Here is a 26,380-nt window from a genome sequence, read left to right as displayed (position 1 = left end):
CGGCGCGGCCTCGCCCACGTCGGCCCAGTGGCGGCGCCCTCGACGCGGCCTCGCCCAGCTCGGCCGGGTGGCGGCGCGACGCCCGCCGGCGGCGGGTGGCAGACTGGCCGGGTGAGCGACACCGAGTTGATCCGCCTGAAGCCGCGCCGTATCCGGGTCGTCTGCTGGGCCTCGGCGATCGCCCTGCTGGTGGTCTTCAGCCTGGTGGCCACCTCGTTGACCGGGGCGACCGGGGAGGGCTACGGCACCTTCCAGCGCGGCGACCAGGTCGCCATGGTCGGCCTCGGGGTGCTCGGCGCGCTCGGCATCCTGCTGTTCACCAGGCCCCGGGTCGAGGCGGACGCCCGGGGGGTGCGGGTACGCAACATCCTCGGCTCCTACGAGCTGCCCTGGGAGGTCGTCCGGGGGGTGCGCTTCGACCGGGGCGCGCCGTGGGCCAGCCTGGAACTGCACGACGACGACCTGCTGCCGATGGTGGCGCTCCAGGCCGCCGACAAGGAGACCGCGGTCGACGGGGTCCGCGCGCTGCGCCGGCTGCACCAGGCCCACCTGACCGGCCTCGGCGGCACTCCGGCCCGCTGACCGCCCCGTCCGGGGCACCGCCTCCGCCGGCCGCTGCCGGCTTTGTCGACCGGGCTGACCTGCGGGCCCGGTTTGGGGGATGGCTGTGCCGGGGTGTAGTGTTGCCACGTCGACCAGACTGCCCCCGCCTGTGGCGTGTGGGTGGTCCCGAAGCGGAGCGCCTGCTCCCACCCGAGTCGCCCCCGAGGTGGCCGGGTCCGGTCACCGGTTCCGGGTCCGTCCCGGTTCCGGATGCGCGATCATGTGATCGTGCCGACCGGTCGAGCGGGCCCTGGCATGCGCCGGGGCCTTCTGCTTTCCGGGTCGCCCCCACCCGGGGGCCACGCGGGGTCGGCCACGCAGCAGACTCGACTCGAGGAGGCCACATCAGCGTCGAACCACGCGTGAACGAGCAGATCCGGGCACGTGAGGTCCGACTGGTCGGCCCTGAGGGTGAGCAGGTGGGCATCGTCCCGCTGGAGCGCGCCCTGCAGCTGGCCGCGGACGTCGACCTGGACCTGGTCGAGGTTGCGCCGATGGCGCGCCCGCCGGTGTGCAAGCTCATGGACTTCGGCAAGTTCAAGTACGAGAGCGCACTCAAGGCGCGCGAAGCGCGGCGTAACCAGCAGCAGACCGTCATCAAGGAGATGAAGCTCCGGCCGAAGATCGACCCGCACGACTACGAGACCAAGAAGGGTCACGTGGTGCGGTTCCTCAAGGCCGGCGACAAGGTCAAGGTGACGATCATGTTCCGCGGTCGCGAGCAGAGCCGCCCGGAGCTGGGTTACCGGCTCCTGCGTCGGCTCGAGTCCGAGATCACGGACCTGGGATACGTCGAGGCCGCTCCGAAGCAGGACGGCCGTAACATGATCATGGTTCTCGCTCCGCACCGGGCCGTCAAGGCATCCGCGGTCGCCGCCACGGCGTCCCGTGGTGGCCCCCGGGACCGGGCCGCGGAGGAATCGGCCGCCCCGGCAGGTGGCGCGACCCCGGCGGCCGGCGAGACCGCAGCAGCCGGCGAGTCCGGCCCGACCGCTGACTCCAGCGGCCAGTAACAGGGAGAGACGTTCCACATGCCGAAGATGAAGAGCCACACGGGTATGGGCAAGCGGGTCAAGGTGACCGGCAAGGGCAAGATCGTCGCCCAGCAGGCCGGCCTTCGCCACAACCTGGAGAAGAAGCCGTCCACCCAGACCCGGCGGCTGACCGGCACGGTCGAGCTGGCCAAGTCCGACGTCAAGCGCATCAAGAAGCTGCTCGGCCGCTGACGCGCGCCACCTTTACCTAACAAGGAGTTGAGATGGCACGCGTCAAGCGGGCTGTGAACGCCCAGAAGAAGCGTCGTACCCTGCTGGAGACCGCGAGCGGTTACCGCGGTCAGCGCTCCCGGCTGTACCGCAAGGCCAAGGAGCAGGTGCTGCACTCGATGCAGTACGCCTACCGGGACCGTCGTGACCGCAAGGGCGACTTCCGGCAGCTCTGGATCCAGCGCATCAACGCTGGCGCCCGGGCCAACGGCATGACCTACAACCGGCTGATCCAGGGCCTGCGCCTGGCCGGCATCGAGGTCGACCGCAAGATCCTGGCCGACCTGGCCGTCCACGACGCCGCGGCGTTCGCCGCGATCGTCGAGCTGGCCCGCGCCGCCGTGGCGGCCGAGGGCACCGGTGGCGCCGCGGCCCAGGCCGCCTGACCCACCCCGGCAGCAGATCGAGGCGTCTCCCATGCAGTCACCACCGCGCGGGAGACGCCTCGACGCCGTCACCGGCCCGTTCACCCCGCGTACGCCCCGGGTGGTCGCCGCCCGCCGGCTGCACCGCCGGCGCGACCGTGACGCCACCGGCCGGTTCCTGGCCGAGGGGCCGCAGGCCGTCCGTGAGGCCCTCGACCGCACCGGCACGGTGGTGGAGCTGTTCGGCACCCCGGCCGCGCTCGACCGGTACGCCGACCTGGCGGCCGGTGCCGCCCGCGCCGACCTGCCCGTCTCCGAGGTCACCGACGAGGCCCTGGCCGCGCTCACCGAGACCGTCACCCCGCAGGGCGTGGTCGCCGTCTGCCGGCACCTCGACGTGCCGCTGGACGCCGCCCTGGCGCGCGGCCCCCGCCTGGTCGCCGTGCTCGCGGGCATCCGTGACCCGGGCAACGCCGGCACCGTGCTGCGCACCGCCGACGCGGCCGGCGCGGGCGCGGTGGTCTTCGCCGGCGACACCGTCGACCCGTACAACGGCAAGTGCGTGCGCGCCTCCGCCGGCAGCCTGTTCCACGTCGACGTGGTCCGCGCCGCCGACCCGCAGGCCGTGGTCGACGCGCTGCGGGCCGCCGGGCTCACCGTCCTCGCCACCACCGGGTACGGCGACAGCGACCTCGACGACCTCGCCGACCGGGGCCGGCTCGCCGCCCCCACCGGCTGGCTGTTCGGTGCCGAGGCGCACGGCCTGCCCGGGGAGCTGACCGCCGCCGCCGACGCCCGGGTCCGGGTGCCGTTGCACGGGCGGGCCGAGAGCCTGAACCTGGCTGCGGCCGCCGCCGTCTGCCTGTACGCTTCAGCCCGAGCACTGCGCCGACCCCGGTCGGGCGCACACCCAGCAGGGGAGCCGGTCACGTGAGGAACGCGCCACGGCGTTCGTTTAGCCAGCCCGCCGGTGTCGGCGGGCGGTGGTCCTGACCTACCTCCGCGCGTAACTCCCACCGGCGGGCTGCGGCACCGCCGCGCGTCCGTAGACTCGCCTAGCCGCCTGAGAAGGGCCGGCGCCGCCGTGAGGGAGTGCCCGTACGCCATGAGTTACCGCAACGATCCGTACGACCCGAAGCAGGTCGCCCTGCTCGACCCGGCCGCCCTGGCCGGGGCCGTGGCCGACGCCGAGCAGGCGTTCGCCGCCGCCGCCGACCCGGACGCGCTGACCGCGCTGCGCCCCGCGCACCTCGGCGACCGGTCCCCGGTGTCGCTGGCCCGTCGGGAGATCGGCGCGCTGCCGCCGGCGGCGAAGGCCGACGCCGGCAAGCGGGTCAACGAGGCCCGCCGGGCGATCGAGTCCGCGTACGCGGCCCGTGCCGAGGTGCTCGACCGGGAGCAGGCCGCCCGGGTGCTGGTCGAGGAGCGGGTCGACGTGACCCTGCCGTACGACCGGCGGCCCCGGGGGGCGCGGCACCCGCTGTCGACCCTGATGGAGCAGATCAGCGACCTGTTCGTCGGGATGGGCTACGAGGTGGCCGAGGGTCCCGAGGTCGAGCTGGAGTGGACCAACTTCGACGCGTTGAACATCCCCGCCGACCACCCGGCGCGCGGGCTGATGGACACCTTCCACATCGCACCGCCGCCCGGCGCGGACGCCTCCGGCCTGGTGCTGCGCACCCACACCTCGCCGGTGCAGGCGCGCACCATGCTGACCCGCAAGCCCCCCATCTACGTGGTGGTGCCCGGCCGGGTCTACCGCACCGACGAGCTGGACGCCACCCACGCGCCGGTCTTCCACCAGGTCGAGGGCCTGGTGGTCGACCGCGGCATCACGATGGCGCACCTGCGTGGCACCCTCGACCACTTCGCCCGCGCCATGTTCGGCGAGGGGGCGAAGACCCGCTGGCGTCCGCACTACTTCCCGTTCACCGAGCCGTCGGGGGAGTTCGACGTCTGGTTCCCCGAGCACCGCGACGGCCCGCGCTGGGTCGAGTGGGGCGGCTGCGGCATGGTCAACCCGAGGGTGCTGCGGGCCTGCGGCATCGACCCCGAGGTCTACTCCGGGTTCGCGTTCGGCATGGGCATCGACCGAACGGTGATGTTCCGGCACGGGGTCAGCGACATGCGGGACATGGCCGAGGGCGACGTGCGGTTCACCCGCGCGTTCGGGGCCGGGGCGTAGGGCGATGCGGGTACGAGTCACGGAGACGGTGGTCTGAGTCATGCGAGTTTCTGTCAGTTGGCTGCGGGAGTACGTCGACCTCCCCGTCGACCTGCCCACCGAGGACCTGGAACAGGCCCTGGTGGACCTCGGTATCGAGGTCGAGTCCGTGGTGGACCTGCGCCGTACGGTCACCGGTCCGCTGGTCGTCGGTGAGGTCCGCGAGATCGAGGAGCTGACCGGGTTCAAGAAGCCGATCCGGCACTGCCTGGTCGACGTGGGCACCGCCAACGGCACCGGCGAACTTCAGCAGATCGTCTGCGGGGCGCGGAACTTCGCCCCCGGCGACCGGGTCGTGGTGATCCTGCCCGGCGGGGTGCTGCCCGGCGACTTCACCATCGGCGCGCGCAAGACGTACGGTCGGATGTCGGCCGGCATGATCTGCTCGGCGATGGAGCTGGGTCTCGGCGACGACCACTCCGGCATCATCGTGCTGCCGCCGGACACCCCGGCCCGGCCCGGCGACGACGCCCGCCCCGTGGTGGGCCTCGACGACGTCGTGGTCGAGCTGGAAATCACCCCCGACCGGGGGTACGCGCTGAGCGTGCGCGGCATCGCCCGCGAGCTGGCGTACGCCCTCGGGGTGGCCTTCCGTGACCCGGGCCGGGTGCCCGTGCCGGCCGGTACGGCGCAGCCGGCGTACCCGGTGCAGGTGCGCGACACCGTCGGGTGCGACCGGTTCACCGCCCGGATGGTCCGGGGGGTGGACCCGACGGCGGCCACGCCCGGCTGGATGCGGCAGCGGCTCACCGTTGCCGGGGTCCGCAGCATCTCCCTGGCGGTGGACGTCACCAACTACGTGATGCTCGAACTGGGCCAGCCGATGCACGCCTTCGACGCCGACCGGCTCACCGGCCCGCTGGTGGTGCGCCGGGCCGAGGCGGGCGAGAAGGTGACCACCCTGGACGGTGTGGTCCGCTCGCTCACCGCCGAGGACATGGTGATCTGCGACGACACCGGCCCGGTCTCGCTGGCTGCGGTGATGGGCGGCGAGACCAGCGAGGTGGTCGGCGGCACCACGAACGTGCTGCTGGAGGCCGCCCACTGGGACCCGGTGATGGTCGGCCGCACGGCCCGCCGGCACAGGCTGTTCAGCGAGGCGGCCAAGCGGTGGGAGCGGGGCGTCGACCCGGCCCTGCCGCTGGTGGCCCTGCAACGCGCCGTCGAGCTGCTCACCGCCCACGGTGGGGGCGAGGCCGGCGCGGAGATCCTCGACCTCGACCACGTCCGGCCGATGCGGCAGGTCGTCCTCCCGGTCGACCTGCCGACGCGCCGGGTCGGGGTGGACTACTCCCCGCAGCGGGTGGTCGACCTGCTGGAGCAGGTGGGCTGCACGGTGATCCGGGGCACCGACCGGCTGGCCGAGGACGCGGGCACGGTCGCGACGACCGCCGGCGGCGGCGACGTGCTCACCGTCACCCCGCCGACCTGGCGGCCCGACCTCACCGACCCGGCCGACCTGGTCGAGGAGGTGGTCCGCCTCGACGGGTACGACCGGGTGCCGTCGGTGCTGCCCACCGCGCCACCCGGCCGGGGGCTGACCTGGCAGCAGCGTCGCCGTCGGGCGGTGGCCCGCTCGCTCGCCGAACGCGGCTACGTCGAGGTGCTGGCGCTGCCGTTCGTCGCCCCGGAGCTGGCCGACCAGCTCGGGCTGCCCGCCGACGACCCGCGCCGGCCGGCGGTACGGCTGGCCAACCCGCTGTCCGAGGAGGAGCCGCTGCTGCGCACGACCCTGCTCGGCCCGCTGCTGGGCATCCTCAAGCGCAACCTGGGCCGGGGTCACCGTGACCTGGCGCTCTACGAGATCGGGGCGGTGTTCCACCCGCGTCCCGGGGTGGGTGCGCCGCCGGCGATGGGGGTGGACCGTCGTCCCACCGACGCCGAGTTCGCCGCCGCCGACGCGGTGGTGCCCGCCCAGCCCCGGCACGTCGCGGTGGTGCTCACCGGTGACGTGGAGCCGGCCGGCTGGTGGGGTGCCGGCCGCGCCGCCGGCTGGGCGGACGCGGTGGAGGCCGGCCGGGCCGTGCTGGCCGCCGCCGACCTGCCGGCGGAGCGGATCGAGGTGCGGGCCGCCGAGCAGGCCCCCTGGCACCCCGGTCGCTGTGCCGCGCTGCTGGTCGACGGGGAGGTGGTCGGTCACGCCGGTGAGCTGCACCCGGCGGTGCTGGCCGGGTTGGAACTGCCCCGCCGGACCAGCGCCATGGAACTGGACCTGGACGCCCTGCCGGCGGCCCCGGTGGTGTCCGCGCCGACCGTGTCCGGGTTCCCCCCTGCGCTGATCGACGTGGCACTGGTGCTGGACGACACGGTGCCGGCCGCCGACGTCCGGGCCGCGCTGGTCGAGGGGGCGGGTGAACTGCTGGAGCACGTCCGGCTCTTCGACGTGTACGCGTCGGAGTCGCTCGGCGCGGGTCGCCGGTCGCTGGCGTACAAGCTCACCTTCCGCGCGCCGGACCGGACGCTGACCGTGGAGGAGGCGGTGGCCGCGCGGGACGCCGCCGTGGCCGTCGCCGCCCAGCGGTTCGGGGCGACCCTGCGCGGCGCCTGAGGGGTGCCAGCCGACGACGGCCCCGACCCGGTCACCGGGTCGGGGCCGTCGCGGGTTCACGCGTCGTCGGTGATCTCCCCGCAGTCGCGCAGGGCGGCCAGGTCGCGGACGGTGATCCGCCGGTAGTCGGTCTCCACCAGCCCGTCGGCGCGCAGTTCCCGCAGCGCCTTCTGGATGGAGGTCTCGGCCGCGCCGCAGATGGTGGCGAGTTCCGGTTGGGTCAACCGGACGTCGATGACCACCGCGTCGCGGTCCTGCCGGCCGTGCGAGCGGCACAGCTCGGCCACCACCCGGGCCACCCGGATCTTCACCGGGTACGACGAGAAGTCGATCCGGCGACGGTTGGACCACCGCAGCCGGTCGGAGACCATGGCGGCCAGTTCGAGGGCGGCGTCCGGATGGTCGCGCAGGAAGGTCTTGAACTGTGCCGGCTGGATGACGCTGTACCGGGTGGGGCCGCAGGTGGTCACCGTCGCCGACCGGGGGCGGTCGTTGAGCGCCGACATCTCACCCACCAGGTCGCCGCCGACCCGCAACGCCAGCAGGGCGGTCCGCCCGTCGGGCAGGGACGCGGTGACCTTCGTCAGGCCGTCCTCCAGCAGCACCAGGTGCGCCTCGTGGTGGCCCTCGTGGATGAGGATCTGCCCGGCGGGCACTTGCCGGCGCACGCCGGTGGACAGCAACGCGTCCCGGACCGGGCGGTCGAGCCGTTGCAGGAAGGTCCCGTACGGCCAGTCGCCGTCGGGCCGGGCATGGGGTTGCCGCATCAGCACCGGCATCCTCCTCAGCAGACGAGAGGTGCCGAAGCGTATCCGGGTCGACGCGGCTCGCACCGCCCCGCTTCGGACCGCGACGGCCTCGACGACCACCAGGGCCAGGATCACGGGCGGGGAGAGCCCGAGCGCCAGGAGCAGTTCGGTCAGGTTCGTCCACATGCTCCCAGCACAACCGACGGGGCCTAGCACGACATCTGTCCACGATGGGATGACCGGATGCCGACAGTCCCGGGGATGCCGTACTTCTGGGGTTTCTTCGCCCGGCGGGGCGGTTTCCATGGGCACGGTGGTGCCCGCTCGCCGAGCGGGCTGACGACGAAGGGTGTGCCCATGCGACATCCCGAACGGCGTCTGCTGATCTCTGTGGACATGGAACGGTACAGCCGGCGCAGCAATCTTCAGCAGTACGAGGCACAGCAGAACTTCCACACGCTCCTGCACGCGGCGGCGACCGACGTCGGCCTGGACCGGGTCACCTGGACCACCCAGCAGGCCGGCGACGGCGAGCTGGCGATCCTGCCCCGCGACGTGCCGGAGTCCCGGGTCATCGGCCGGTTCGTCCCGGAACTGAACCGGCGGCTGCGCGCGTTCAACAGCAGCCGGACGCCCGCCGCGCAGATCCGGCTGCGGGTGGCCGTACACCAGGGCCTGGTGCACCTGGACGGCGCGAACGGCTTCCCCGGCCACGCCGTCGTGCACGTCTGCCGGCTCTGCGACGCCCGGCCGGTGCGCCAGGCGCTGGCCGCGTTCCCCGACGCGGGCGTGGCGCTGGTGGTCTCGACGGAGATGTACCGCGACGTGGTCTGCGAGTACCCGGAGGAGATGCGGCCGGAACGGTTCCGCCGGATCGAGGTCGAGCACCCGGAGAAGGAGTTCCGGGAGCCGGCCTGGCTCTACGTGGTCGACGAGGACATGTCGTCGTGGCCGTCGCCGCAGGAGCCGCCGTCGCCCAGCGGGGGACCGCCGGTCGGGCCGGACAACGGGGCGGGCGCGGCCCGGTCGGACACCGGAGCCGGCGCGGCCGGGCCCGGCATCCGCACCGGCGACATCCGGGTCCGGGGTCAGAACGCCATGGGCCCCAACGCCACGGCCATCGGGTCGGTCGGACGCGACGTCGTGTTCGGCGGCGAGGGCGGTGGCCGGTGACCGGGGCGTCGGATTCGTGGGAACCGCCGGACCCGGACGGCCTCGGCCAGCCGCGCCCACTCGACACCGCGACGGGCCTTCCCCGCGACGAGGAACGGTGGTCGGACGAGAACGTGGCCGAGTGGTCCGCGGCGACGGACGCGTCCCCGGCGGGGCCGCACCCCGAGGACGAGCCGGTGGACGAGCCGGAGGAGGCACCGGACCCGGCGGCCGTCCTGGCCCGCCTCACCGCGCTGCTCGGTGTCCCGGCGGGCATCGGGGTCGGTGACGTACGGGTCCGGGGCCAGAACGCGACAGGCCCGGGGGCGACGGCGATCGGCACCGTGAACATCACCACGGCGACCGTGGGGACGGGCGGCAGGACCTGGTCGGAGACGCTCAGCGGCACCTGGGTCCGCCAGTTGGCCGACGGCTACGCCCCCGCGCCGAGCGACCAGCGGCTCGACCGGCAGCTCAAGCTCCGTCACCTGGTGTGCCTGACCGGTGCCGACGGTACGGGCCGGCACACCGCAGCCTGCCTGGCCTCGGCCCGCCGGTACGGCTACGACCGGGTAGGGGTGCTCGACGCGGAGCACCTGTCGGACCTGTTGGGTGCCGACGCGCCGGTACGGCCCGGCCACGGCTACACGCTGGCACTCGGCGACGAGGCGGTCCGGGAACTGGACGGCATGACCCTGGTGGGCCTGGCGGCCAGGCTGGAGACCACCGGGAGCAGCCTGGTGCTGGTCGGTGACTTCGGGCGCCGGGAGCAGGAGTTCGCCGGGCATCTGGTGCCCCACCGCCCGGCGGCCCCGGTGGACGTGTTTCGGGCCCAACTCCGCCGGCTGTTGCGCGGGCAGTGCGTCGGCTGGTGCGTCGACGGCTGCACCGGCGACTGCGTCGACGTGTACGTCGAGGAGGAGTGCGTCCCGCATCCGCTGCTCGCGGCCCACCTGTCCGGTGGTCCACGAGCCGCTGAGGTCGTCCGGCTGGCGGAACTGATCGCCCAGGCGCCGCCGCGCGGCGGCGACCTGACCGAGCGGCTGGAACGGCTGCTTCCCCGGCAGTTGCGGGAACGCGCCACACGGGTGCTCGCCGTCGAGGGCGACGGCGTCGAGGGGGCGTCCCGGTGGGACGTCGACCAGCGGCGGGCGTTCCGGTTGTCGTGCGCGGTGCTGGCCGGGCAGTCCGTGGTCGAGGTCCAGGCAGCGGCCGGACGGCTGCTCGTCGGACCGGTGCCGGGCGACGACGGTGCGGCGGTCCCGGCACCCGTGGGGTTCCTGGGCGGGGTGGTGGACCTGCTGCTGGGCCCGGTGCTGCGACAGGCCGTCGTCCTGGTCGACGACGACCGGCTCCACGGCGGGCGGCGGATCGAGTTCTCGCCCGGCAACGACCAGCTACGGACCAGCCTGCTGGAGGTCGCATGGTCGGACTGGTGGCTGCCGGAGCATCTGCTCGGGTGGCTCGCCACCCTGGTACGGACGGGCAATCCGGGTGTCCGGGAGGCTGCCGCCGGAGCGGTCGGCTGGTCGGCCCGGCACGGGGTGCGGGTCGCGCTGGAGACGGTCGACCAGCTGGCCCGGGAGCGCCGGGCCGGCGTCCGGCAGGCCGCCGCCATCGCGTTGGTCGCCATGGCGATGCAACCGGAGCTGCGGCAACGCGTACGCACGGAGCTGGACCGGTGGGCGTCGAGCGGACCGGCCCACCTGCGGGACACGGTGGCCCGTGCCTACGCGTTGGGGCTCGCCCGGCTCTGGCCGGACACCGCCCTGCTGCATCTGCGTCAGATCGCCCAGGCGCGGATGCAACGGTGGCACCACTCCGTGGTACGCGGTCTGGTGGAGGTGCACACCGCAGGTCACCAGGCGACCGTGCTGCCGGCCCTCGCGGAGTGGACCCGGGCGGAGGACCCGGAGGTGTGGCTGCACGCCGGGCGGGCGTTGCGCCAGCTCGCCGACCGGTGGGCACCCGCACCCCGGGAGCACTGGCCGGAGCTGCTCGATCTGGCCCGGGTCGGGACCGTGTCGATGACCGACCTGGCCGACTGCTGGGCCAACGCGCTCAGCCTGCCCGCGACCGCCTACCGCTCGTGGCGCACGCTCGGCTTCTGGCTGAACCGGGCCGACGGTCACCCCGAGGTCGCCGCCCACTGCCTGGAGTTGCTCGCTCTGGTGGTGGCAGGCCGGGCACCCCTGCGGCACCGACTGGACCACCAGCTGCGCCACGTCTGGAGACCCCTGATGCCCCGCAACTCCCTGCTCGACGACGTACGCCGACTCACCGACGAGGACCACGGATGAACGTGTATTCCAGCACCACCGCCGGCACCCAGGTGCCGGTGCCGCAGCGACGCCACTGGTGGCAGAGTCTGTTCGGCACGCCGGCGCCTCCCGTGCCGACGCCGCCGCCACTGCCGGCGCCGGCACCGGTCACGGTGTCGTTCCGGCAGGACGCCCCGCACCCGTTGCTGGTGCCGGCGAAGGGGGACGCTTTCGACTTCCGGGTCCACCCCGTGTACGTCTGGACCGGCCGGCGGATGACGTTCGAGGAGCTGAAGTACCGCGCCGAGCGGTACCTCGACTGGGCCGGCGGGATCGTCCGGGAGCGGATCATCGACGTGTCGCGAGAGTTCGAGCCGCATCGCTCACACGACCTGGAGCGGGTGCTCAACGACCGGCTCGCCGGGCAGCGGTGGCCGGCGAACGAGTCGTTGCCGCAGTTCACCGCCCACGTCCGGGTCAGCCCCGACGATCGGGTACGCGACCGGCTGCGGCCGTACTGGGAGGAACGGATCAGGCTGGAGTGCGAGCACGAGTTGCAGAAGATCCGAGCCCGGCACGTCGATGACCTGACCCGCCGGTGGTGCGCGGTGCTCCAGGCGTTGGAGGCCGATCCGGTGACGATGCACGCGGCACGGCTGACCGGCGAGCAGTTCGCCGAGGTGTTCCGCCGTTACGTCGACGAGCGCCGGGCGACGGTGCCGGAACTGGTGACCCTGCTCCGGGAGGCGGTCCGGGGCCACCACGACCTCAACCTGGGCCCGTCGGAGTACACCGAGGCATGGGACGTCGCGTTGCGGACGTACGAGCGCGAACACGGGCTCGTTCAGCGGACCGGCTGAGCGCGGGCGTCTTCCGGAGGTGGCCCGGCCTCCGGAAGACGCCGCACGGTCAGCCGGTGAAGGGCAGCACGACGCGGGAGGCGTCGCCGACGCCGAGGGTGGTCGGGGTGCCGCCGATGGCGTTCCAGACCTGCACGGTCACCGTCCCGCCGCGCAGGTTGCCGAGGGTGCCGGTGGCCGAGCGCAGCCCCTGGGTCTGCCGGTAGCGCTCGACGCCGGGCACCGGGTCGGTGGCGAAGTAGGCGTACGTCTCGACCCGGTCGGCGGTGCCGTCGCCGGTGAGGTCGTACGACACCCGGGCCTGGACGCCGTCGCCGACGGCGGTGCCGGCGTCGACGGCCAGGTCGAAGGTGGTGGCTGCGCCGGTCCAGGTGCCGGTGAGCCCACGGGCGGTGAAGACCCGGGCGTTGGTGGGGGTGCCGTCGTGGTTGCCGTTCGCCGCCGCCAGGGTGACCGTGCCGGCGGGTCCGGTGGTGCCGGCCAGGGTGCCGTCGGCCTGGAGGTGGCGGGTCGCGTTCCAGGGCTGGCCGGGGGACGGGGTCGGGCTGGCGGTCGGGGTCGGGCCGGCGGTGGGCGTCGGGGTGGTCGTGCCGGTGAACGGGGTGAGGGTGAGACCGGCGGCGCGCGGGTCGCCGTCGTGCACCAGGGACTCCTGGGCGAGCACGTCGTCGAAGGCGAAGCCGTACGCCCGGCCGTCGACCATGTGCTGGTGGATGATCCGGGAGTAGTGGTTGGTCAGCGTGCCCCGGTAGAAGTCGGCCGGGCTGCCGCCGGGCTGCGTGGTGATGGTGTCGAGAGTGGTGCGGTGCAGGGCGGCGCAGAGCGTCCGGGCGATCGGCCCGACCACCTGGTCGTTGGGGGCGGCGAGGGCCCCGTCGCAGTCCCACACGTCGGAGCTGGTGGGCCTGGTGAAGGTGGCGACCTGTCGGCCGGCCGGGTCGGTGAACGTCATCGTGGTGCCGGCGGTACGCCCGAGGTAGCGCACGTCGGGCCGGTCGGTGAACGGGGTGACGGTCAGCGTCCGGGTGGTGTAAGAGCGCCAGGCCGCGTCGATGTACGGGTCGAGGTAGCCGGAGGCGAACCGGCCGGCGTCGACGGCCTTGCCGGGGGAGAGCACCCGCAGCACCGTGCCGTCGGACCGGGTCTGCACGGTGTCCGCCCAGCCGGGCTGTGCGCGGACGGCGTCGATGACGGCCTGCCGGCCGCCGTTGACGAGTTGGCCGGCCCGCCGGGTGGTGCCGCTCGCGCCGGTGACGCTGACCGCGTGCGGGACGGCGAACATGTCGACCTGGGTGCTGTTGAGCCAGAGCCCGGCGTCGTTGTAGGTGAACTCGGACCAGTCGAACAGGATATCGCGGTTGGGGTCGCCGGCGGCCCAGGGGGCCGGCTGGACCAGGCCGTCCGGGGTCAGTGAGAAGCGCAGCTTCTGGCCGAAGGAGAAGTAGACCCGGCCGGAGAGGCCACGGGGAACCCGTAGCGTGACGGAGCCGCCGTTGGCGGGTCCGGCGATCGCGACGTCGGGGGCGGGGGTGGGCGGCTGGCCGCCGGCCGGCCAGGGGGTGAAGACGCCCCCGGCGGTCACGTAGCCGAGCCGGCCGGAGGCGAGGTCGACGCCGAGGAGGTAGAGGTGGACGGCTTCCGCCCGGCCGGTGCTGTTGGTGACCGTCAGCGGGAGCGGGGACGGTCCGACGGCGCGGGTGGGCGCGGTGGTCAGGCCGAGGGTGGTGGCGCCGGCGATCGCGATCGCGGCGAGGGCGGTGGCCCAGCTTCTCGGGGTACGCAAGGACGGCTCCTTCGGCCGGGCCGCAAGCGGCAGGCGGGTGGTTTGTGGCTGATGGGCGGCTAGAGAGCGCTCTCTCAGGATGGCGAATACCCTCACGACTGTCAATGCAAGGGAGTGGTCCCGGTCACTTCTTCATGTCCATGCAGTAGGCTGTATTAACTTGCACAGAAGGTCGGTGGGTCGCTAGCCTTCTCTGCATAGTCATGCGGAGGTTGGAATGGGTATCCGAGTTGCGGTCGCCGGAGCGAGCGGCTACGCCGGGGGCGAGCTGCTGCGCCTGATCGCCGGTCATCCCGAGTTCGACCTGGTCGCGGCCACCGCGCACCGCCAGGCCGGTGCGCCGGTCACCGCCGTGCACCCGCAGCTCGTGGGGTTGGACCTGACGTTCGCGGCGACCGACCCGGCGACGCTGGCCGACGCGGACCTGGTCTTCCTGGCCCTGCCGCACGGCGAGTCGGCGGCGCTCGCCGCCGAACTGCCCGAGTCGGTGCGGGTGGTCGACCTCGGTGCCGACCACCGGCTGCGCGACGCCGACGCCTGGTCCCGCTACTACGGTGGCCCGCACGCCGGGGCGTGGACGTACGGCCTGCCGGAGCTGCCCGGCCAGCGGGCGGCGATCGCCGGGGCGACCCGGGTCGCCAACACCGGCTGTTACGCCGTGGCCGTCACCCTGGCCCTCGCGCCGCTGATCGCCGCCGGTGCGGTCGCGCCGGCCGACGTGGTCGTGGTGGCCGCCTCCGGCACCTCCGGGGCCGGTCGGGCCGCCAAGGCGCACCTGCTCGGCAGCGAGGTGATGGGGGACCTGTCGCCCTACAAGGTGGGTGCCCACCAGCACGTTCCGGAGATCAAGCAGGCCACCGGCGCGACCGGGCTGTCGCTGACCCCGGTGCTGGCCCCGATGCCGCGCGGCATCCTCGCCACCGTCACCGCCGTGCCCACCGGCGACGCCGACCCGCGCGCGGTGCTTGCCGACGCGTACGCCGACGCGCCGTTCGTGCACCTGCTGCCCGAGGGGGCGTGGCCGCACACCGCCGCGACCGCCGGGGCGAACTCCTGCCACCTCCAGGCCACCGTCGACGTCGACTCCGGCCGGGTGATCGTGGTCAGCGCCATCGACAACCTCGGCAAGGGTGCCGCCGGCCAGGCGGTGCAGAACGCCAACCTGATGCTCGGCCTCCCCGAAACCACCGGCCTGCCCACTTTTGGAGTTGCCCCGTGAGCGCGAGGAGCGCAGCGCAGCGGAGCCCCGCAGTCGCGAACAGACAGTCAGCATTGGTGAGCGCGAGGAGCGCAGCGCAGCGGAGCCCCGCAGTCGCGAACGAAAGGCCAGTCCAGTGAGTGTCACCGCCCCTCGGGGCTTCCGTGCGGCCGGCGTCGCGGCCGGATTGAAGAGCGGCGGGGCCACCGACGTCGCCCTGGTCGTCAACGACGGTCCGGACGCCGGGGTCGCCGGCGTGTTCACCACCAACCGGGTCAAGGCCGCGCCGGTGCGCTGGACGCAGCAGGTCGTCCGGGGCGGGGTGGTCCGCGCGGTGGTGCTGAACTCCGGTGGCGCGAACGCCTGCACCGGCCCGGCCGGTTTCCAGGACACCCACGCCACCGCCGAGCACACCGCCGCGGCGCTCACCGCGTCCAGCCCCCGGCTGCGGCTCGGTGCCGGTGACGTGGCGGTCTGCTCGACCGGGCTGATCGGCGAGCGGTTGCCGATGGACAAGCTGCTGCCGGGGGTGCGTACCGCGATCCGGGCGTTGGCCCGCGACGGTGGCCCGGCCGCCGCCGAGGCGATCATGACGACGGACACCCGGCCGAAGACCACCGTCGCCCGGGGCTCCGGGTGGAGCGTGGGCGGGATGGCGAAGGGCGCGGGCATGCTCGCCCCCGGCATGGCCACCATGCTGTGCGTGCTGACCACCGACGCGGTGGCCGGGCCGGAGCTACTGGACGCCGCGTTGCGGGCGGCCACCCGGGTCACCTTCGACCGGGTCGACTCCGACGGGTGCATGTCCACCAACGACACGGTGCTGCTGCTGTCCAGCGGGGCGTCCGGGGTGGAACCCGACGAGGCGGAGTTGACCGCCGCGGTCACCGCGGCCTGTCACGACCTGGCCCAGCAGTTGGTGGCCGACGCCGAGGGGGCGACCAAGCAGGTCGCCATCGAGGTGGTCGGTGCCGCCGACGAGGACGACGCGGTCGAGGTGGGCCGTTCGGTGGCCCGCAACAACCTGGTCAAGACGGCGTTGTTCGGCAACGACCCGAACTGGGGGCGGATCCTGGCCGCGGTCGGCACCACGGCCGCCGCGTTCGACCCGGACGCGGTGGACGTGGCGGTCAACGGGATCTGGGTGTGCCGGGGCGGTGCCGCCGCCGAGGACCGGGCCAAGGTCGACCTGACCGGGCGGGACGTCACCATCCGGATCGACCTGCACGCCGGCGCGGCGGCGGCGACGATCTGGACCAACGACCTGTCGCACGCGTACGTGCACGAGAACTCGGCGTACTCGACATGAGCCTGTCCGCGGATCTCACCCGGGCCCAGGCGAAGGCCGAGACGCTGATCGAGGCGCTGCCCTGGCTGGCCCGGTTCTCCGGTGCCACCGTCGTGGTCAAGTACGGCGGCAACGCGATGGTCGACCCGACCCTGCAACGGGCCTTCGCCGCCGACATGGTCTTCCTGCGCTACGCCGGGCTCAAGCCGGTCGTGGTGCACGGCGGCGGGCCGCAGATCTCGGCGATGCTGGGTCGGCTCGGCATCGCCAGCGAGTTCAAGGGTGGCCTGCGGGTCACCACCCCGGAGGCGATGGACGTCGTCCGGATGGTGCTGGTGGGTCAGGTGGGCCGGGAACTGGTCGGCCTGATCAACGCGCACGGTCCGTTCGCCGTGGGCCTGTCCGGCGAGGACGCGGGCCTGTTCACCGCCGTGCGCCGGCCCGCCTGGGTCGACGGCGAGGCGGTCGACGTGGGGCAGGTCGGCGACGTGGAGTCGGTGGACGTGTCGGCGGTGACCGACCTGATCGCCGCCGGCCGGATCCCGGTCATCTCGACTGTCGCGCCGGACGCCGACGGGGTGCTGCACAACCTCAACGCCGACACCGCAGCCGCCGCGCTCGCGATCGCCCTGGAGGCCCGCAAGCTGGTCGTCCTCACCGACGTCGCGGGCCTGTACGCGGACTGGCCGGACACCGCCAGCCTGGTCAGCGAGATCGGCACGGAGGCGTTGGCGAAGCTGTTGCCGTCCCTGGAGGCGGGGATGGTGCCCAAGATGGAGGCCTGCCTGCGGGCGGTGCGCGGGGGAGTGCCCGCCGCGCACGTCGTCGACGGCCGGGTCGCCCACTCCACGCTGCTGGAGGTCTTCACCTCGGAGGGGTTCGGCACGATGGTCGTCGACACCCCGACCGGGTCCACCACCAACCAGGAAGGCACGGTCGGCTCATGAGCACGCTGGTGGAACGCTGGCGGCAGTCCATGATGGACAACTACGGCACCCCGCCGCTGGCGCTGGCCTCCGGTTCGGGCGCGGTCGTCGTCGACGAGGCCGGCCGGGAGTACGTCGACCTGCTCGGCGGCATCGCGGTCAACTCCCTCGGGCACGCCCATCCCGCCGTGGTGGCCGCCGTCTCCAAACAGGTCGCCACCCTCGGCCACGTCTCCAACCTGTTCGTCGCCGAACCCCCGGTGGCGCTGGCGGAACTGCTGCTGGCGCTGGCCGGCCGGCCGGGCCGGGTGTTCTTCGCCAACTCCGGCGCGGAGGTCAACGAGGCCGCGTTCAAACTGTCCCGGCTCACCGGCCGGTCGCACGTCGTCGCCACCGTCGGCGGTTTCCACGGCCGCACCATGGGGGCGCTCGCGTTGACCGGCCAGCCGGCGAAGGCCGACCCGTTCCGCCCCCTGCCCGGCGACGTCGACCACGTCCCGTACGGCGACGTGGCGGCGCTGGCGGCGGCCGTCACCGACGCGACGGCGATGGTGATCCTGGAGCCGGTGCAGGGCGAGAACGGGGTGGTCGTCCCGCCGCCCGGCTACCTGGCCGAGGCACGGCGGATCACCACCCGGCACGGGGCCCTGCTGGTCCTCGACGAGGTGCAGACCGGGATCGGGCGTACCGGGTACTGGTTCGCCCACCAGGCCGAGGGGGTCGAACCGGACGTCGTCACCCTGGCCAAGGGGCTCGGCGGCGGGTTGCCGATCGGCGCCTGCCTGGCGTTCGGCCGGGCCGCCGAGCTGCTGCGCGCCGGTTCGCACGGCACCACCTTCGGCGGCAACCCGGTGAGCTGCGCCGCCGCCCTCGCGGTGGTCTCCACGATTGCCAGCGAGGGGCTGCTCGACCACGTCAAGCGCACCGGTGAGCGGCTGCGCCGGGGCATCGAGGCGCTGGGCCACCCGCTCGTGGCCGAGGTACGCGGGGCCGGGCTGCTGCTCGGCATCGTGCTCGCCGCGCCGGTCGCCGGCCCGGTGGCCGAGGCGCTGCGCACGGCGGGGTTCCTGGTCAACCCGGTCCAGCCGGGGGTGATCCGGCTCGCCCCGCCGCTGGTCCTCACCGCCGAGCAGGTCGACGCGTTCCTGGCCGCCCTCCCCGCCGCCCTCGACGCCGCCACCCCCGACTCCACCCCGACCCCGACGGAGACCCGCACATGATCCGGCACCTGCTGGCCGACGACGACCTCACCCCGGCCGAACAGTCGGCCGTGCTCGACCTGGCCGCCCGGATGAAGGCCGACCGGTTCGGGTTCACCCCGCTGGCCGGGCCACGTTCGGTGGCGGTGCTGTTCGACAAGCAGAGCCTGCGGACCCGGATCTCCTTCGACGCCGGCATCGCCGAGCTCGGCGGTCATCCGCTGGTGGTGGACACCCAGGTCACCCACTTCGGCCGGGGCGAGACGCTGGCCGACGCCGGCCGGGTGCTGTCCCGCTACGTCGCCGCCATCGTGCTGCGTACCCACGGCGACGACCGGATCGCCGAGGTGGCCGCGCACGCCACCGTGCCGGTGGTCAACGCGCTGACCGACGGCTACCACCCGTGTCAGCTCCTCGCCGACCTGCTCACCGTCCGCGAGCACTGCGGCGGCACCGCCGGGCGGACCCTGGCGTACGTGGGGGACGCGGCGAACAACCTGGCCCACTCGTACCTGCTGGCCGGGGCGACGGCCGGGATGCACGTGCGGGTCGCTGGGCCGGCCGGGTTCCAGCCCGATCCGGGGGTGCTGGGCCGGGCCGAGAAGATCGCCGCCGGCACCGGCGGGTCGGTGCGGGCGCTGGTCGACCCGGTAGAGGCGGTCCGGGACGCCGACGTGGTCGCCACCGACACCTGGACCTCGATGGGGCAGGAGGACGACGGGCTGGACCGGATCACCCCGTTCCTGCCGTACCAGGTGAACACGGCGTTGCTCGGGCATGCCCGGTCGGACGTGAAGGTGCTGCACTGCCTGCCCGCGCACCGGGACGAGGAGATCACCAGCGAGGTGCTCGACGGCCCGCACAGCGTGGTCTTCGACCAGGCGGAGAATCGGCTGCACGCCCAGAAGGCGCTGCTGACCTTTCTCCTGGAGGCCTCCTCATCATGACCGCCCCGACCCGCGCCGCCCGGCACGCCCGCATCGTCGAGTTGATCCGGGCCAGGGCGATCCGTTCCCAGACCGAGCTGGCCGACCTGCTGGCCGCCGACGGGGTGCAGGTCACCCAGGCCACCCTCTCCCGGGACCTGGAGGAGTTGGGTGCGGTGAAGGCCCGGGGCGGCGACGGGCGGGCCGGTTACCTGATCCCCGAGGACGGCCACCGGCCGCTGCGCGACGCCGAGGCGGCCCCCGCCCGGCTGATCCGGTTGCTGCGGGAACTGCTCAACGGGGTCGACTCCAGCGGCAACATCGCGGTGCTGCGTACCCCGCCGGGCGCGGCCCACTACCTGGCCAGCGCGGTGGACCGGGCGGGCCTGACCGAGGTGGTCGGCACCATCGCCGGTGACGACACCATCCTGGTGGTGGCCCGCGAGGCCGACGGCGGGGCCGCGCTCGGTGAGAAGCTCGCCGGGTGGGCCCGCCGCGACGACGGCGGCGAGACGAACACCCCGTGACCGACCGGGTCGCGGGTTCACGGACGACGGACGGACCGGCAGCGGGGGCGTACCCCACCGTCGGGGAGCGAAAGGTGAGCACTGCCAGAATGAGCGGCGTGGACGACAAGAGCCTGACCGAGAACAGCGCCGCGACGAACCGGACGAGCCTGTGGGGTGGCCGGTTCGCCGGTGGCCCCGCCGAGGCCCTGGCGCGGCTGTCGGTGAGCGTCCAGTTCGACTGGCGTCTCGCCCCGTACGACATCGCGGGTTCCCGGGCGCACGCCCGGGTGCTGGCCGGCGCGGGACTGCTCGACCCCGACGAGCTGGGGAGGATCCTGGCCGCGCTGGACGACCTGGAGGCGGCCTGCGCGTCCGGGCAGTTCCGCCCGACGATCGACGACGAGGACGTGCACACCGCGTTGGAGCGGGGTCTGCTGGAGCGGCTGGGCAGCCTCGGTGGCAAGCTGCGCGCCGGCCGGTCCCGCAACGACCAGGTCGCCACCGACCTGCGGCTCTACCTGCGCGACCACGCCCGGGGGGTGGCCGCCCGGCTGGTCGAGCTGGCCGAGGCCCTGGTGGAGCAGGCGGAACGGCACGTCGACACGGCGGCGCCGGGGATGACCCACCTCCAGCACGCCCAGCCGGTCACCTTCGGGCACTGGCTGCTGGCCCACGTCCAGCCGCTGCTGCGCGACCTGGAGCGGCTGCGCGACTGGGACCACCGGACGGCGGTCAGCCCGCTCGGGGCGGGCGCGCTGGCCGGCTCGGGCCTGCCGTTGGACCCGGTGGCGGTCTCCAAGGAGCTGGGCTTCCGGACGTCGTTCGCCAACTCGATGGACGCGGTCGCCGACCGGGACTTCGTCGCCGAGTTCCTCTTCGTCACCGCGCTGGTCGGGGTGCACCTGTCCCGCCTCGGCGAGGAGGTGGTGCTCTGGACGTCGCACGAGTTCGGCTGGGTGGAGCTGGACGACGCGTTCGCCACCGGGTCGTCGATCATGCCGCAGAAGAAGAACGCGGACATCGCCGAGCTGGCCCGGGGCAAGTCCGGCCGGCTGGTCGGCGGGCTGATGAGCGTGCTGACGATGCTCAAGGGCCTGCCGATGACCTACGACCGGGACATGCAGGAGGACAAGGAGCCCGCGTTCGACGCGGTCGACACCCTGGAGCTGCTGCTGCCGGCGCTGGCCGGGATGATCTCCACGATGACCGTCCGGGTGGACCGCCTGGTCGCCGCCGCGCCGGTGGGCTTCTCGCTGGCCACCGAGGTCGCCGACTGGCTGGTGCGGCGCAACGTGCCGTTCCGTGACGCGCACGAGATCACCGGCAAGCTGGTGGCGCTCTGCGTCGCCCGGGACTGCGCCCTCGACGAGGTCTCCGACGCCGACCTGGCGGCGGTCAGCGAACACCTCGACCCGTCGGTGCGTGACGTGCTGTCGGTCCGGTCGGCGTTGGCCGCCCGGATCACCCCCGGCTCCACCGGCCCCGGCCCGGTCGCCGACCAGCTCGCCGCCGCGTCCGACCAGCTCACCGGCTGGCGGGAGTGGGCCGCAGAGGTGGTCGTCCCCCGCTGAGCCGACCCGTGCCGGTCGTCCGTCGTCCCGTGGTCCGGGGCGCGGGCGACCGGGCGCGGTCCGGCCGGTCCGCGTCGCGACCGGCCGCGCGGCTGGTCGCCGGTCAGGCGGGGCGGGTGGGCCGCCGCGCCGCAGTCACGCGGGGCGTTCGCGGCGGGGCAGCTTCGCCACCACCGCCTCGTACGAGCCGTCGACCGCCTCGACCAGTTCGTCGTCGGGGATGGCGCCACCCAGGTCGAGCGCGTTCCAGCCGGAGCGGCCGACGTACGGCATCGGTCGGGCGTCGTCGGGGAACCGGTGCAGCCACTCGTCGGCGACCTCGCGGCTCGGGCCGCACTTCACCCCGACCCGGGCGGTGCCGTCGGGTGCGCCGAGGAACGCGAAGATCCGGCTGCCCACCTTCACCACCTCGTCGCCCTCCCAGGGCCGATCCAGCCAGGCCCCCGGCTTGCCGAGGCAGTACGCCAACATCTCCTCGCGGGTCATGGTGTCCTCCCGGTGCGGTGGTGGTCGGCCCAGTCTCCCCGAACCGGCCCCCTCCGGCCGGTCGACCGACCTGGCCGTTGTCGCCGCGTCGCCGGTGGCGGAGGGAAGGCGATCACGGTAGGTGATCAGGGCTCCGTAGCCACGGTGAGTGACCTCTTCTCCTCGGACACCCACATCCCTTCGTGTCCTTTGCTCTGCTGCCCTTTCCACGCCACCCGCTTGACCTGCGGATGTCGCTCGAGCTGAGGCGGCAGCTCGGAACAGTAGCCGTGACTCCGAGTGTCTGTCGCGTCGAGGTCAGCAGAGCAAAGCGTCGCAGGGGGAGAACTGGCGGCAGCCGGCGAACCACGTTGAGTAGTGGGTCGGTGGGCGTCGTCGTGGCGGGTGTCAGGCGGTGCGGGTGGCCAGGCGTTCGTAGCGCTGCCGGGCGGCCTGCGCGCTGCCCAGGCCGAGGCCGTGGCCGATCGCCTGCCAGGTCAGTCCCCGGGCCCGTGCCGTCGCCAGCAGGCCCGCCTCCAGCACGTCGAGTTCGGCCCGCAGGTGCGGCAGCAGGGTCAGCGCGGCCATCAGGTCGGCCCCGTCGACGGATTCCTCGTCGGTGTCCGGCACGATCCCGCCGGCGGCGAGCGCGGTGACCACGCACACCGCTTCCCACGGGTCGGCGAGGTGCGGGTTGGTGTGCCGGCGGCGTCGGGCGTCGGTGTCGGCGTGCCGCTCGCTGAGCCGGTGCAGTGCGGCGTAGGTCCGTTCGGCCCGGGCGCGGCTCGCATCGGGTGCGGTGAAGGCGTCACTCATCACCCCATCCCAACCCATGAACGAAACGTTGTCAACGAGATGTTCAAGCGCTCCCGTCGGTTTGCCCATCTTCGCCGGGTGGCGTTACCTGGACCGGTGGACTACCCGTGGCTGCACGCCCCCGCCGCCGAGGTCGCCGAGACGGCACGCACCCTGCTCGGCTGGGAACTGGCCGCCGGCGGCGTCCGGATCAGGCTGACCGAGGTAGAGGCGTACGCGGGCACCGGCGAGGACCCGGCGTCGCACGCCCACCGGGGGCCCACCCCCCGGACCAGGGTGATGTTCGGCCCGGCCGGGCATGCTTACACGTACTTCGTGTTCGGCATGCACTGGTGTCTCAACATCGTCTGCGGCCGCGACGGTGAGGCGGCGGCCGTCCTGCTGCGCGCCGGTGAGGTGGTCGACGGGCTGCCGGCCGCCCGCGCCCGCCGGGGCGACGTCGCCGACCGCGACCTGGCCCGGGGGCCGGCCCGGCTGGCCGTCGCGCTCGGCGTCACCGCGGCGGCGAACGGCACCTGCGTGCTCGACGGGAGCGGCCCCCTGCTGCTGAGCCCGCCGACCCGCGCGGTCGCCGGCACGGAGGTCTCCGCTGGCCCCCGGGTCGGGGTGGCCGCCGCCCACGACGTGCCCTGGCGGTTCTGGGTCACCGGCGACCCGACGGTCAGCCCCTACCGCCGGCACGTGCCCCGACGCCGCACCTGACCGGCAGATCCGGGCGGGAAATCCCAGCGAGGGGAGGGGGATGCCGGTCCTGGCGAACCTCGCCCGAGTCCGGGCGGAGGGCTAGTTGATCACCTGCTCGAACTCCGCTGCCGTCAATCCCGCCTGACGGAGGATGGACGCGAGGGTGCCCCGCTTGATCGTGCTGTGGTTCGGAACCACCACCACGTTTCCTGCGGAGTCGCGGTACACGGCGTGGCTGCCCCGAGTTCGGACGTGATCGAACCCGGCCTTTGCGAGTCCGGCGATGACCTTGCGGAGCGGCAGATCGGCCAGCGCCGGACTCACGCGGCTTTGCCGACCTGGAAGGAGGTGACCAGAGGGGTCGCCTCGATGGTGGGCTGCGCGACCTCCTCAAGGTACGCCTCGACGGCCTCCCGTAGATTGACCAGTGCCTCGTCGACCGACTCGCCCTGGCTCGCCACGTCCAGTTCCAGGCAGCGGGCGACATACCAGTCGTCTTCCTGATGGACAGCGGCCGTGAACGTTCTCACCATTTCCACCCTCCCAGAACGCCGGACCGTGCTCATCCTACGAGCCCGGCGGACATCGCCGTGCGTCGCCGACCCGCTGACGGCGTGCCGCAGTTCTTCCGTCGTCGCAGAAAGGGGGACGCCCGGTCCTGGCGAAATTGGTTAGCATTCGCGGCAATCTTGACCCTGGAGGTGGCCCGGATGGACTCACACGACGCCGGAGTGCTGGTCGGTCGGCTGGCCTGCGTGGTCATTCCGCTGCTGGCGATGCTGGTGCTGGCCGCGGTGGTCGTGGTGGCGGTGCAGATGGCCCGGCGCCGGCCGACCCCACCCGGGCCGCCTCCGGTCCCGGCCCGGCCCCCGTCCGGCCCGGCCGGGTATGGAACGAGCGGCCCGGCCGGGTACGGCCCGCCCGCCGCGCCGTCGCACCCCACGCCACCCGGCGACCCGTCGCCGACCGGCGGCCCGCCCGATGCCGCGCCGCCGGCCACCGGTTCCGCCGGCGACACTCCGCCGGCCCCCGCCGGTCCGTGGTCGGGCGCATCGGACCAGCCCGACCCGGGTACGCACCCGCAGGGGGAGCGGCCGCCCGCGGGGTGACCGGGGCCACCCCGCGGATGGTCGCCGCCGGAATAGTTGACGCTGCAACTATGTTGTGCGCGACGTCCGGGTACCACGAACGGTCCCGGCATCTCAGACGCGAGGAGCTGGTCATGCAGTTCGGAGTCTTCACCGTCGGCGATGTCACGGTCGACCCGACCACCGGACGGGAGCCGACCGAGCACGAGCGGATCAAGGCGATGGTGGCGATCGCCCTCAAGGCCGAGGAGGTCGGTCTCGACGTCTTCGCCACGGGTGAGCACCACAACCGCCCGTTCGTCCCCTCCTCGCCCACCACCATGCTGGGGCACATCGCGGCCCGCACCGAGCGGCTGCTGCTGTCCACCTCGACCACGCTGATCACCACCAACGACCCGGTGAAGATCGCGGAGGACTACGCCATGCTCCAGCACCTGGCCGACGGCCGGGTGGACCTGATGATGGGGCGCGGCAACACCGGGCCGGTCTACCCGTGGTTCGGGCAGGACATCCGCAACGGCATCCGGCTGGCCGTGGAGAACTACGAGCTGCTGCACCGGCTGTGGCGTGAGGACGTCGTCGACTGGCAGGGCAAGTTCCGCACCCCGTTGCAGTCGTTCACGTCGACCCCGCGCCCGCTCGAGGGCGTGCCGCCGTTCGTCTGGCACGGCTCGATCCGCAGCCCCGAGATCGCCGAGCAGGCCGCCTACTACGGTGACGGCTTCTTCGCCAACCACATCTTCTGGCCCAAGGAGCACACCCAGCGGATGGTCGGCCTCTACCGGCAGCGCTTCGCCCACTACGGCCACGGCTCGCCCGAGCAGGCCATCGTCGGGCTCGGCGGCCAGGTGTTCATGCGGCGCAACTCGCAGGACGCGGTACGCGAGTTCCGGCCGTACTTCGACAACGCGCCGGTCTACGGGCACGGGCCGTCGCTTGAGGAGTTCACCCGGGAGACCCCGCTGACCGTGGGCAGCCCGCAGCAGGTCATCGACCGTACCCTCGGCTTCCGCGAGTACGTCGGCGACTACCAGCGGCAGTTGTTCCTGCTCGACCACGCGGGGCTGCCCCTGAAGACGGTGCTGGAGCAGCTCGACCTGCTCGGCGAGGAGGTCGTACCCGTGCTGCGCAAGGAGTTCGACGCGCTGCGCCCGGCGCACGTGCCGGTCGCGCCCACCCACGCGTCGCTGGTCGCCGCCCGCGACGCCGCCGACCGGGCGGCCACCGGGGCGGCCGACGCGGGTGACCTGGCCGGGGCCGGGGCGGAGGGTCGGCGATGACCCGCCGCACCCTGGCCGTGGTGTCGGCGGGACTGAGCCAACCGTCGTCCACCCGGCTGCTCGCCGACCAGCTCGCCGCGGCCGCCCGCGACGAGCTGGTCCGGCGCGGCGACGAGGTGGAGCTGCGGGTGGTGGAGCTGCGCGACCACGCCCACGACGTGGTGAACAACCTGCTCACCGGCTTCCCGTCGACCGAGCTGCGGGCCGCCCTTGACGCAGTCACCGGAGCCGACGGCGTCGTCGCCGTCACGCCGATCTTCAACGCGTCGTACAACGGGCTGTTCAAGTCCTTCTTCGACGTGGTGGACGCCCAGGCGCTTGTCGACCGGCCGGTGCTGATCGGCGCGACCGGCGGCACCGCCCGGCACTCGCTGGCCCTGGAACACGCCGTCCGGCCGATGTTCGGCTACCTGCGGGCGGTGGTGCTGCCGACGTCGGTGTTCGCCGCGCCGGAGGACTGGTCCGGTGGCACCGCCGAGGGGGCGCTGAGGGCCCGCATCCAGCGGGCCGGCCGGGAACTGGCCGACCAGGTCGACAGGCGTCCGCCGGCTGCCGGCCCGGCCGACCCGTTCGCCCTCACCACCGACTTCGCGCAGCTCCTCGGCGGTCGGGAGGACTGA

27 protein-coding genes are annotated in these 26,380 nt (G+C 73.6%); 21 read left to right on the top strand and 6 right to left on the bottom strand.

What is annotated here, in order from left to right; translation table 11 throughout:
- Nucleotides 1–111: 111 nt before the first annotated feature.
- The 7 genes from B5D80_RS18800 to pheT all read left to right on the top strand — a co-directional run bounded on the left by B5D80_RS18800 (nt 112) and on the right by pheT (nt 7,005).
- Entirely contained in the window at nt 112–582 is a 471-nt protein-coding gene (locus tag B5D80_RS18800; protein ID WP_211291572.1) for a PH domain-containing protein, read from the top strand.
- 383 nt (nt 583–965) lie between these two features.
- The gene (gene infC / locus B5D80_RS18795; protein WP_088645194.1) at nt 966–1,616 is read left to right on the top strand and encodes a translation initiation factor IF-3; all 651 of its coding nucleotides are present in this window, start codon (nt 966–968) and stop codon (nt 1,614–1,616) included.
- Nucleotides 1,617–1,634: 18 nt separating this feature from the next.
- A complete protein-coding gene (gene rpmI / locus B5D80_RS18790; RefSeq protein ID WP_088645193.1) occupies nt 1,635–1,829 on the top strand; it encodes a 50S ribosomal protein L35 in 195 nt (64 codons plus the stop codon).
- 32 nt (nt 1,830–1,861) lie between these two features.
- Nucleotides 1,862–2,254 carry a 50S ribosomal protein L20 gene (gene rplT, locus B5D80_RS18785; RefSeq protein ID WP_088645192.1) on the top strand — a complete coding sequence of 131 codons (393 nt, stop codon included), beginning with the start codon at nt 1,862–1,864 and terminating at the stop codon, nt 2,252–2,254.
- 31 nt (nt 2,255–2,285) lie between these two features.
- Nucleotides 2,286–3,167, top strand: coding sequence for a TrmH family RNA methyltransferase (locus tag B5D80_RS18780; RefSeq protein WP_088645191.1), 882 nt, complete (start codon nt 2,286–2,288; stop codon nt 3,165–3,167).
- Nucleotides 3,168–3,338: 171 nt separating this feature from the next.
- Nucleotides 3,339–4,418: a phenylalanine--tRNA ligase subunit alpha gene (gene pheS / locus B5D80_RS18775; protein ID WP_088645190.1), complete on the top strand. Its 1,080-nt coding sequence runs from the start codon at nt 3,339–3,341 to the stop codon at nt 4,416–4,418.
- A gap of 40 nt (nt 4,419–4,458) precedes the next feature.
- Nucleotides 4,459–7,005 carry a phenylalanine--tRNA ligase subunit beta gene (gene pheT / locus B5D80_RS18770; RefSeq protein WP_088645189.1) on the top strand — a complete coding sequence of 849 codons (2,547 nt, stop codon included), beginning with the start codon at nt 4,459–4,461 and terminating at the stop codon, nt 7,003–7,005.
- A gap of 56 nt (nt 7,006–7,061) precedes the next feature.
- Here pheT and B5D80_RS18765 read toward each other — a convergent pair whose 3' ends face one another.
- The gene (locus tag B5D80_RS18765; RefSeq protein WP_245854749.1) at nt 7,062–7,940 is read right to left on the bottom strand and encodes a Crp/Fnr family transcriptional regulator; all 879 of its coding nucleotides are present in this window, start codon (nt 7,938–7,940) and stop codon (nt 7,062–7,064) included.
- Nucleotides 7,941–8,111: 171 nt separating this feature from the next.
- Between B5D80_RS18765 and B5D80_RS18760 the strand changes: the two genes are divergently transcribed.
- Genes B5D80_RS18760 through B5D80_RS18750 form a run of 3 tightly spaced genes read left to right on the top strand, consistent with a single transcriptional unit; the run spans nt 8,112 to nt 12,027 of the window.
- On the top strand, nt 8,112–8,927 hold the full coding sequence (locus B5D80_RS18760; protein ID WP_088645188.1) for a hypothetical protein: 816 nt from the start codon (nt 8,112–8,114) through the stop codon (nt 8,925–8,927).
- Complete coding sequence (locus B5D80_RS18755; protein ID WP_088645187.1) at nt 8,924–11,206, top strand: hypothetical protein; 2,283 nt, start codon at nt 8,924–8,926, stop codon at nt 11,204–11,206. The genes B5D80_RS18760 and B5D80_RS18755 overlap by 4 nt, the downstream gene beginning before the upstream one ends.
- Complete coding sequence (locus tag B5D80_RS18750; protein ID WP_088645186.1) at nt 11,203–12,027, top strand: hypothetical protein; 825 nt, start codon at nt 11,203–11,205, stop codon at nt 12,025–12,027. Before B5D80_RS18755 ends, B5D80_RS18750 begins: the two co-directional genes overlap by 4 nt.
- A 49-nt stretch (nt 12,028–12,076) precedes the next feature.
- Here B5D80_RS18750 and B5D80_RS18745 read toward each other — a convergent pair whose 3' ends face one another.
- Nucleotides 12,077–13,810 (bottom strand): beta-1,3-glucanase family protein, encoded by a 1,734-nt coding sequence (locus B5D80_RS18745; protein ID WP_088645185.1) that lies wholly within the window; start codon nt 13,808–13,810, stop codon nt 12,077–12,079.
- Between the two features lie 217 nt (nt 13,811–14,027).
- On the opposite strand from B5D80_RS18745, the gene argC reads away from it, so the two are divergent.
- From argC to argH, 7 genes are all read left to right on the top strand, one after another.
- Nucleotides 14,028–15,029, top strand: a complete 1,002-nt coding sequence (argC, locus tag B5D80_RS18740) for an N-acetyl-gamma-glutamyl-phosphate reductase (protein WP_088645184.1) — start codon at nt 14,028–14,030, stop codon at nt 15,027–15,029.
- Between the two features lie 115 nt (nt 15,030–15,144).
- Nucleotides 15,145–16,317 carry a bifunctional glutamate N-acetyltransferase/amino-acid acetyltransferase ArgJ gene (gene argJ, locus B5D80_RS18735; protein ID WP_088645183.1) on the top strand — a complete coding sequence of 391 codons (1,173 nt, stop codon included), beginning with the start codon at nt 15,145–15,147 and terminating at the stop codon, nt 16,315–16,317.
- Complete coding sequence (gene argB / locus B5D80_RS18730) at nt 16,314–17,243, top strand: acetylglutamate kinase (protein WP_088645182.1); 930 nt, start codon at nt 16,314–16,316, stop codon at nt 17,241–17,243. Before argJ ends, argB begins: the two co-directional genes overlap by 4 nt.
- Entirely contained in the window at nt 17,240–18,442 is a 1,203-nt protein-coding gene (locus tag B5D80_RS18725; protein ID WP_088645181.1) for an acetylornithine transaminase, read from the top strand. The genes argB and B5D80_RS18725 overlap by 4 nt, the downstream gene beginning before the upstream one ends.
- Nucleotides 18,439–19,368: an ornithine carbamoyltransferase gene (gene argF, locus B5D80_RS18720; RefSeq protein ID WP_088645180.1), complete on the top strand. Its 930-nt coding sequence runs from the start codon at nt 18,439–18,441 to the stop codon at nt 19,366–19,368. Before B5D80_RS18725 ends, argF begins: the two co-directional genes overlap by 4 nt.
- Nucleotides 19,365–19,874: an arginine repressor gene (locus tag B5D80_RS18715; RefSeq protein WP_088645179.1), complete on the top strand. Its 510-nt coding sequence runs from the start codon at nt 19,365–19,367 to the stop codon at nt 19,872–19,874. The genes argF and B5D80_RS18715 overlap by 4 nt, the downstream gene beginning before the upstream one ends.
- Nucleotides 19,875–19,963: 89 nt before the next feature.
- A complete protein-coding gene (argH, locus tag B5D80_RS18710; protein WP_088645178.1) occupies nt 19,964–21,427 on the top strand; it encodes an argininosuccinate lyase in 1,464 nt (487 codons plus the stop codon).
- Between the two features lie 135 nt (nt 21,428–21,562).
- Here the strand turns inward: argH and B5D80_RS18705 are convergent, their stop codons facing one another.
- The gene (locus tag B5D80_RS18705) at nt 21,563–21,913 is read right to left on the bottom strand and encodes an MmcQ/YjbR family DNA-binding protein (RefSeq protein ID WP_088645177.1); all 351 of its coding nucleotides are present in this window, start codon (nt 21,911–21,913) and stop codon (nt 21,563–21,565) included.
- A 387-nt stretch (nt 21,914–22,300) separates the two neighbouring features.
- Nucleotides 22,301–22,708: a DNA-binding protein gene (locus B5D80_RS18700; protein WP_211291571.1), complete on the bottom strand. Its 408-nt coding sequence runs from the start codon at nt 22,706–22,708 to the stop codon at nt 22,301–22,303.
- A gap of 96 nt (nt 22,709–22,804) precedes the next feature.
- On the opposite strand from B5D80_RS18700, the gene B5D80_RS18695 reads away from it, so the two are divergent.
- A complete protein-coding gene (locus tag B5D80_RS18695) occupies nt 22,805–23,410 on the top strand; it encodes a DNA-3-methyladenine glycosylase (RefSeq protein WP_088645175.1) in 606 nt (201 codons plus the stop codon).
- Nucleotides 23,411–23,491: 81 nt separating this feature from the next.
- On the opposite strand, the gene B5D80_RS18690 is transcribed toward B5D80_RS18695, so the two are convergent.
- Both B5D80_RS18690 and B5D80_RS18685 read right to left on the bottom strand, forming a co-directional pair.
- Nucleotides 23,492–23,716, bottom strand: a complete 225-nt coding sequence (locus tag B5D80_RS18690; protein WP_088645174.1) for a type II toxin-antitoxin system HicA family toxin — start codon at nt 23,714–23,716, stop codon at nt 23,492–23,494.
- Complete coding sequence (locus tag B5D80_RS18685) at nt 23,713–23,925, bottom strand: type II toxin-antitoxin system HicB family antitoxin (RefSeq protein ID WP_088645173.1); 213 nt, start codon at nt 23,923–23,925, stop codon at nt 23,713–23,715. Before B5D80_RS18685 ends, B5D80_RS18690 begins: the two co-directional genes overlap by 4 nt.
- Nucleotides 23,926–24,102: 177 nt before the next feature.
- Between B5D80_RS18685 and B5D80_RS18680 the strand changes: the two genes are divergently transcribed.
- From B5D80_RS18680 to B5D80_RS18670, 3 genes are all read left to right on the top strand, one after another.
- Nucleotides 24,103–24,501 (top strand): hypothetical protein, encoded by a 399-nt coding sequence (locus B5D80_RS18680; RefSeq protein ID WP_088645172.1) that lies wholly within the window; start codon nt 24,103–24,105, stop codon nt 24,499–24,501.
- 113 nt (nt 24,502–24,614) lie between these two features.
- Nucleotides 24,615–25,760, top strand: coding sequence for an LLM class flavin-dependent oxidoreductase (locus B5D80_RS18675; protein WP_088645171.1), 1,146 nt, complete (start codon nt 24,615–24,617; stop codon nt 25,758–25,760).
- Nucleotides 25,757–26,380, top strand: coding sequence for an FMN reductase (locus tag B5D80_RS18670; RefSeq protein ID WP_088645170.1), 624 nt, complete (start codon nt 25,757–25,759; stop codon nt 26,378–26,380). Before B5D80_RS18675 ends, B5D80_RS18670 begins: the two co-directional genes overlap by 4 nt.

The sequence above is a fragment of the Micromonospora wenchangensis genome, from assembly GCF_002210435.1.
Lineage (GTDB): Bacteria > Actinomycetota > Actinomycetes > Mycobacteriales > Micromonosporaceae > Micromonospora > Micromonospora wenchangensis.
This window is presented reverse-complemented; position numbering and strand designations above follow the sequence as displayed.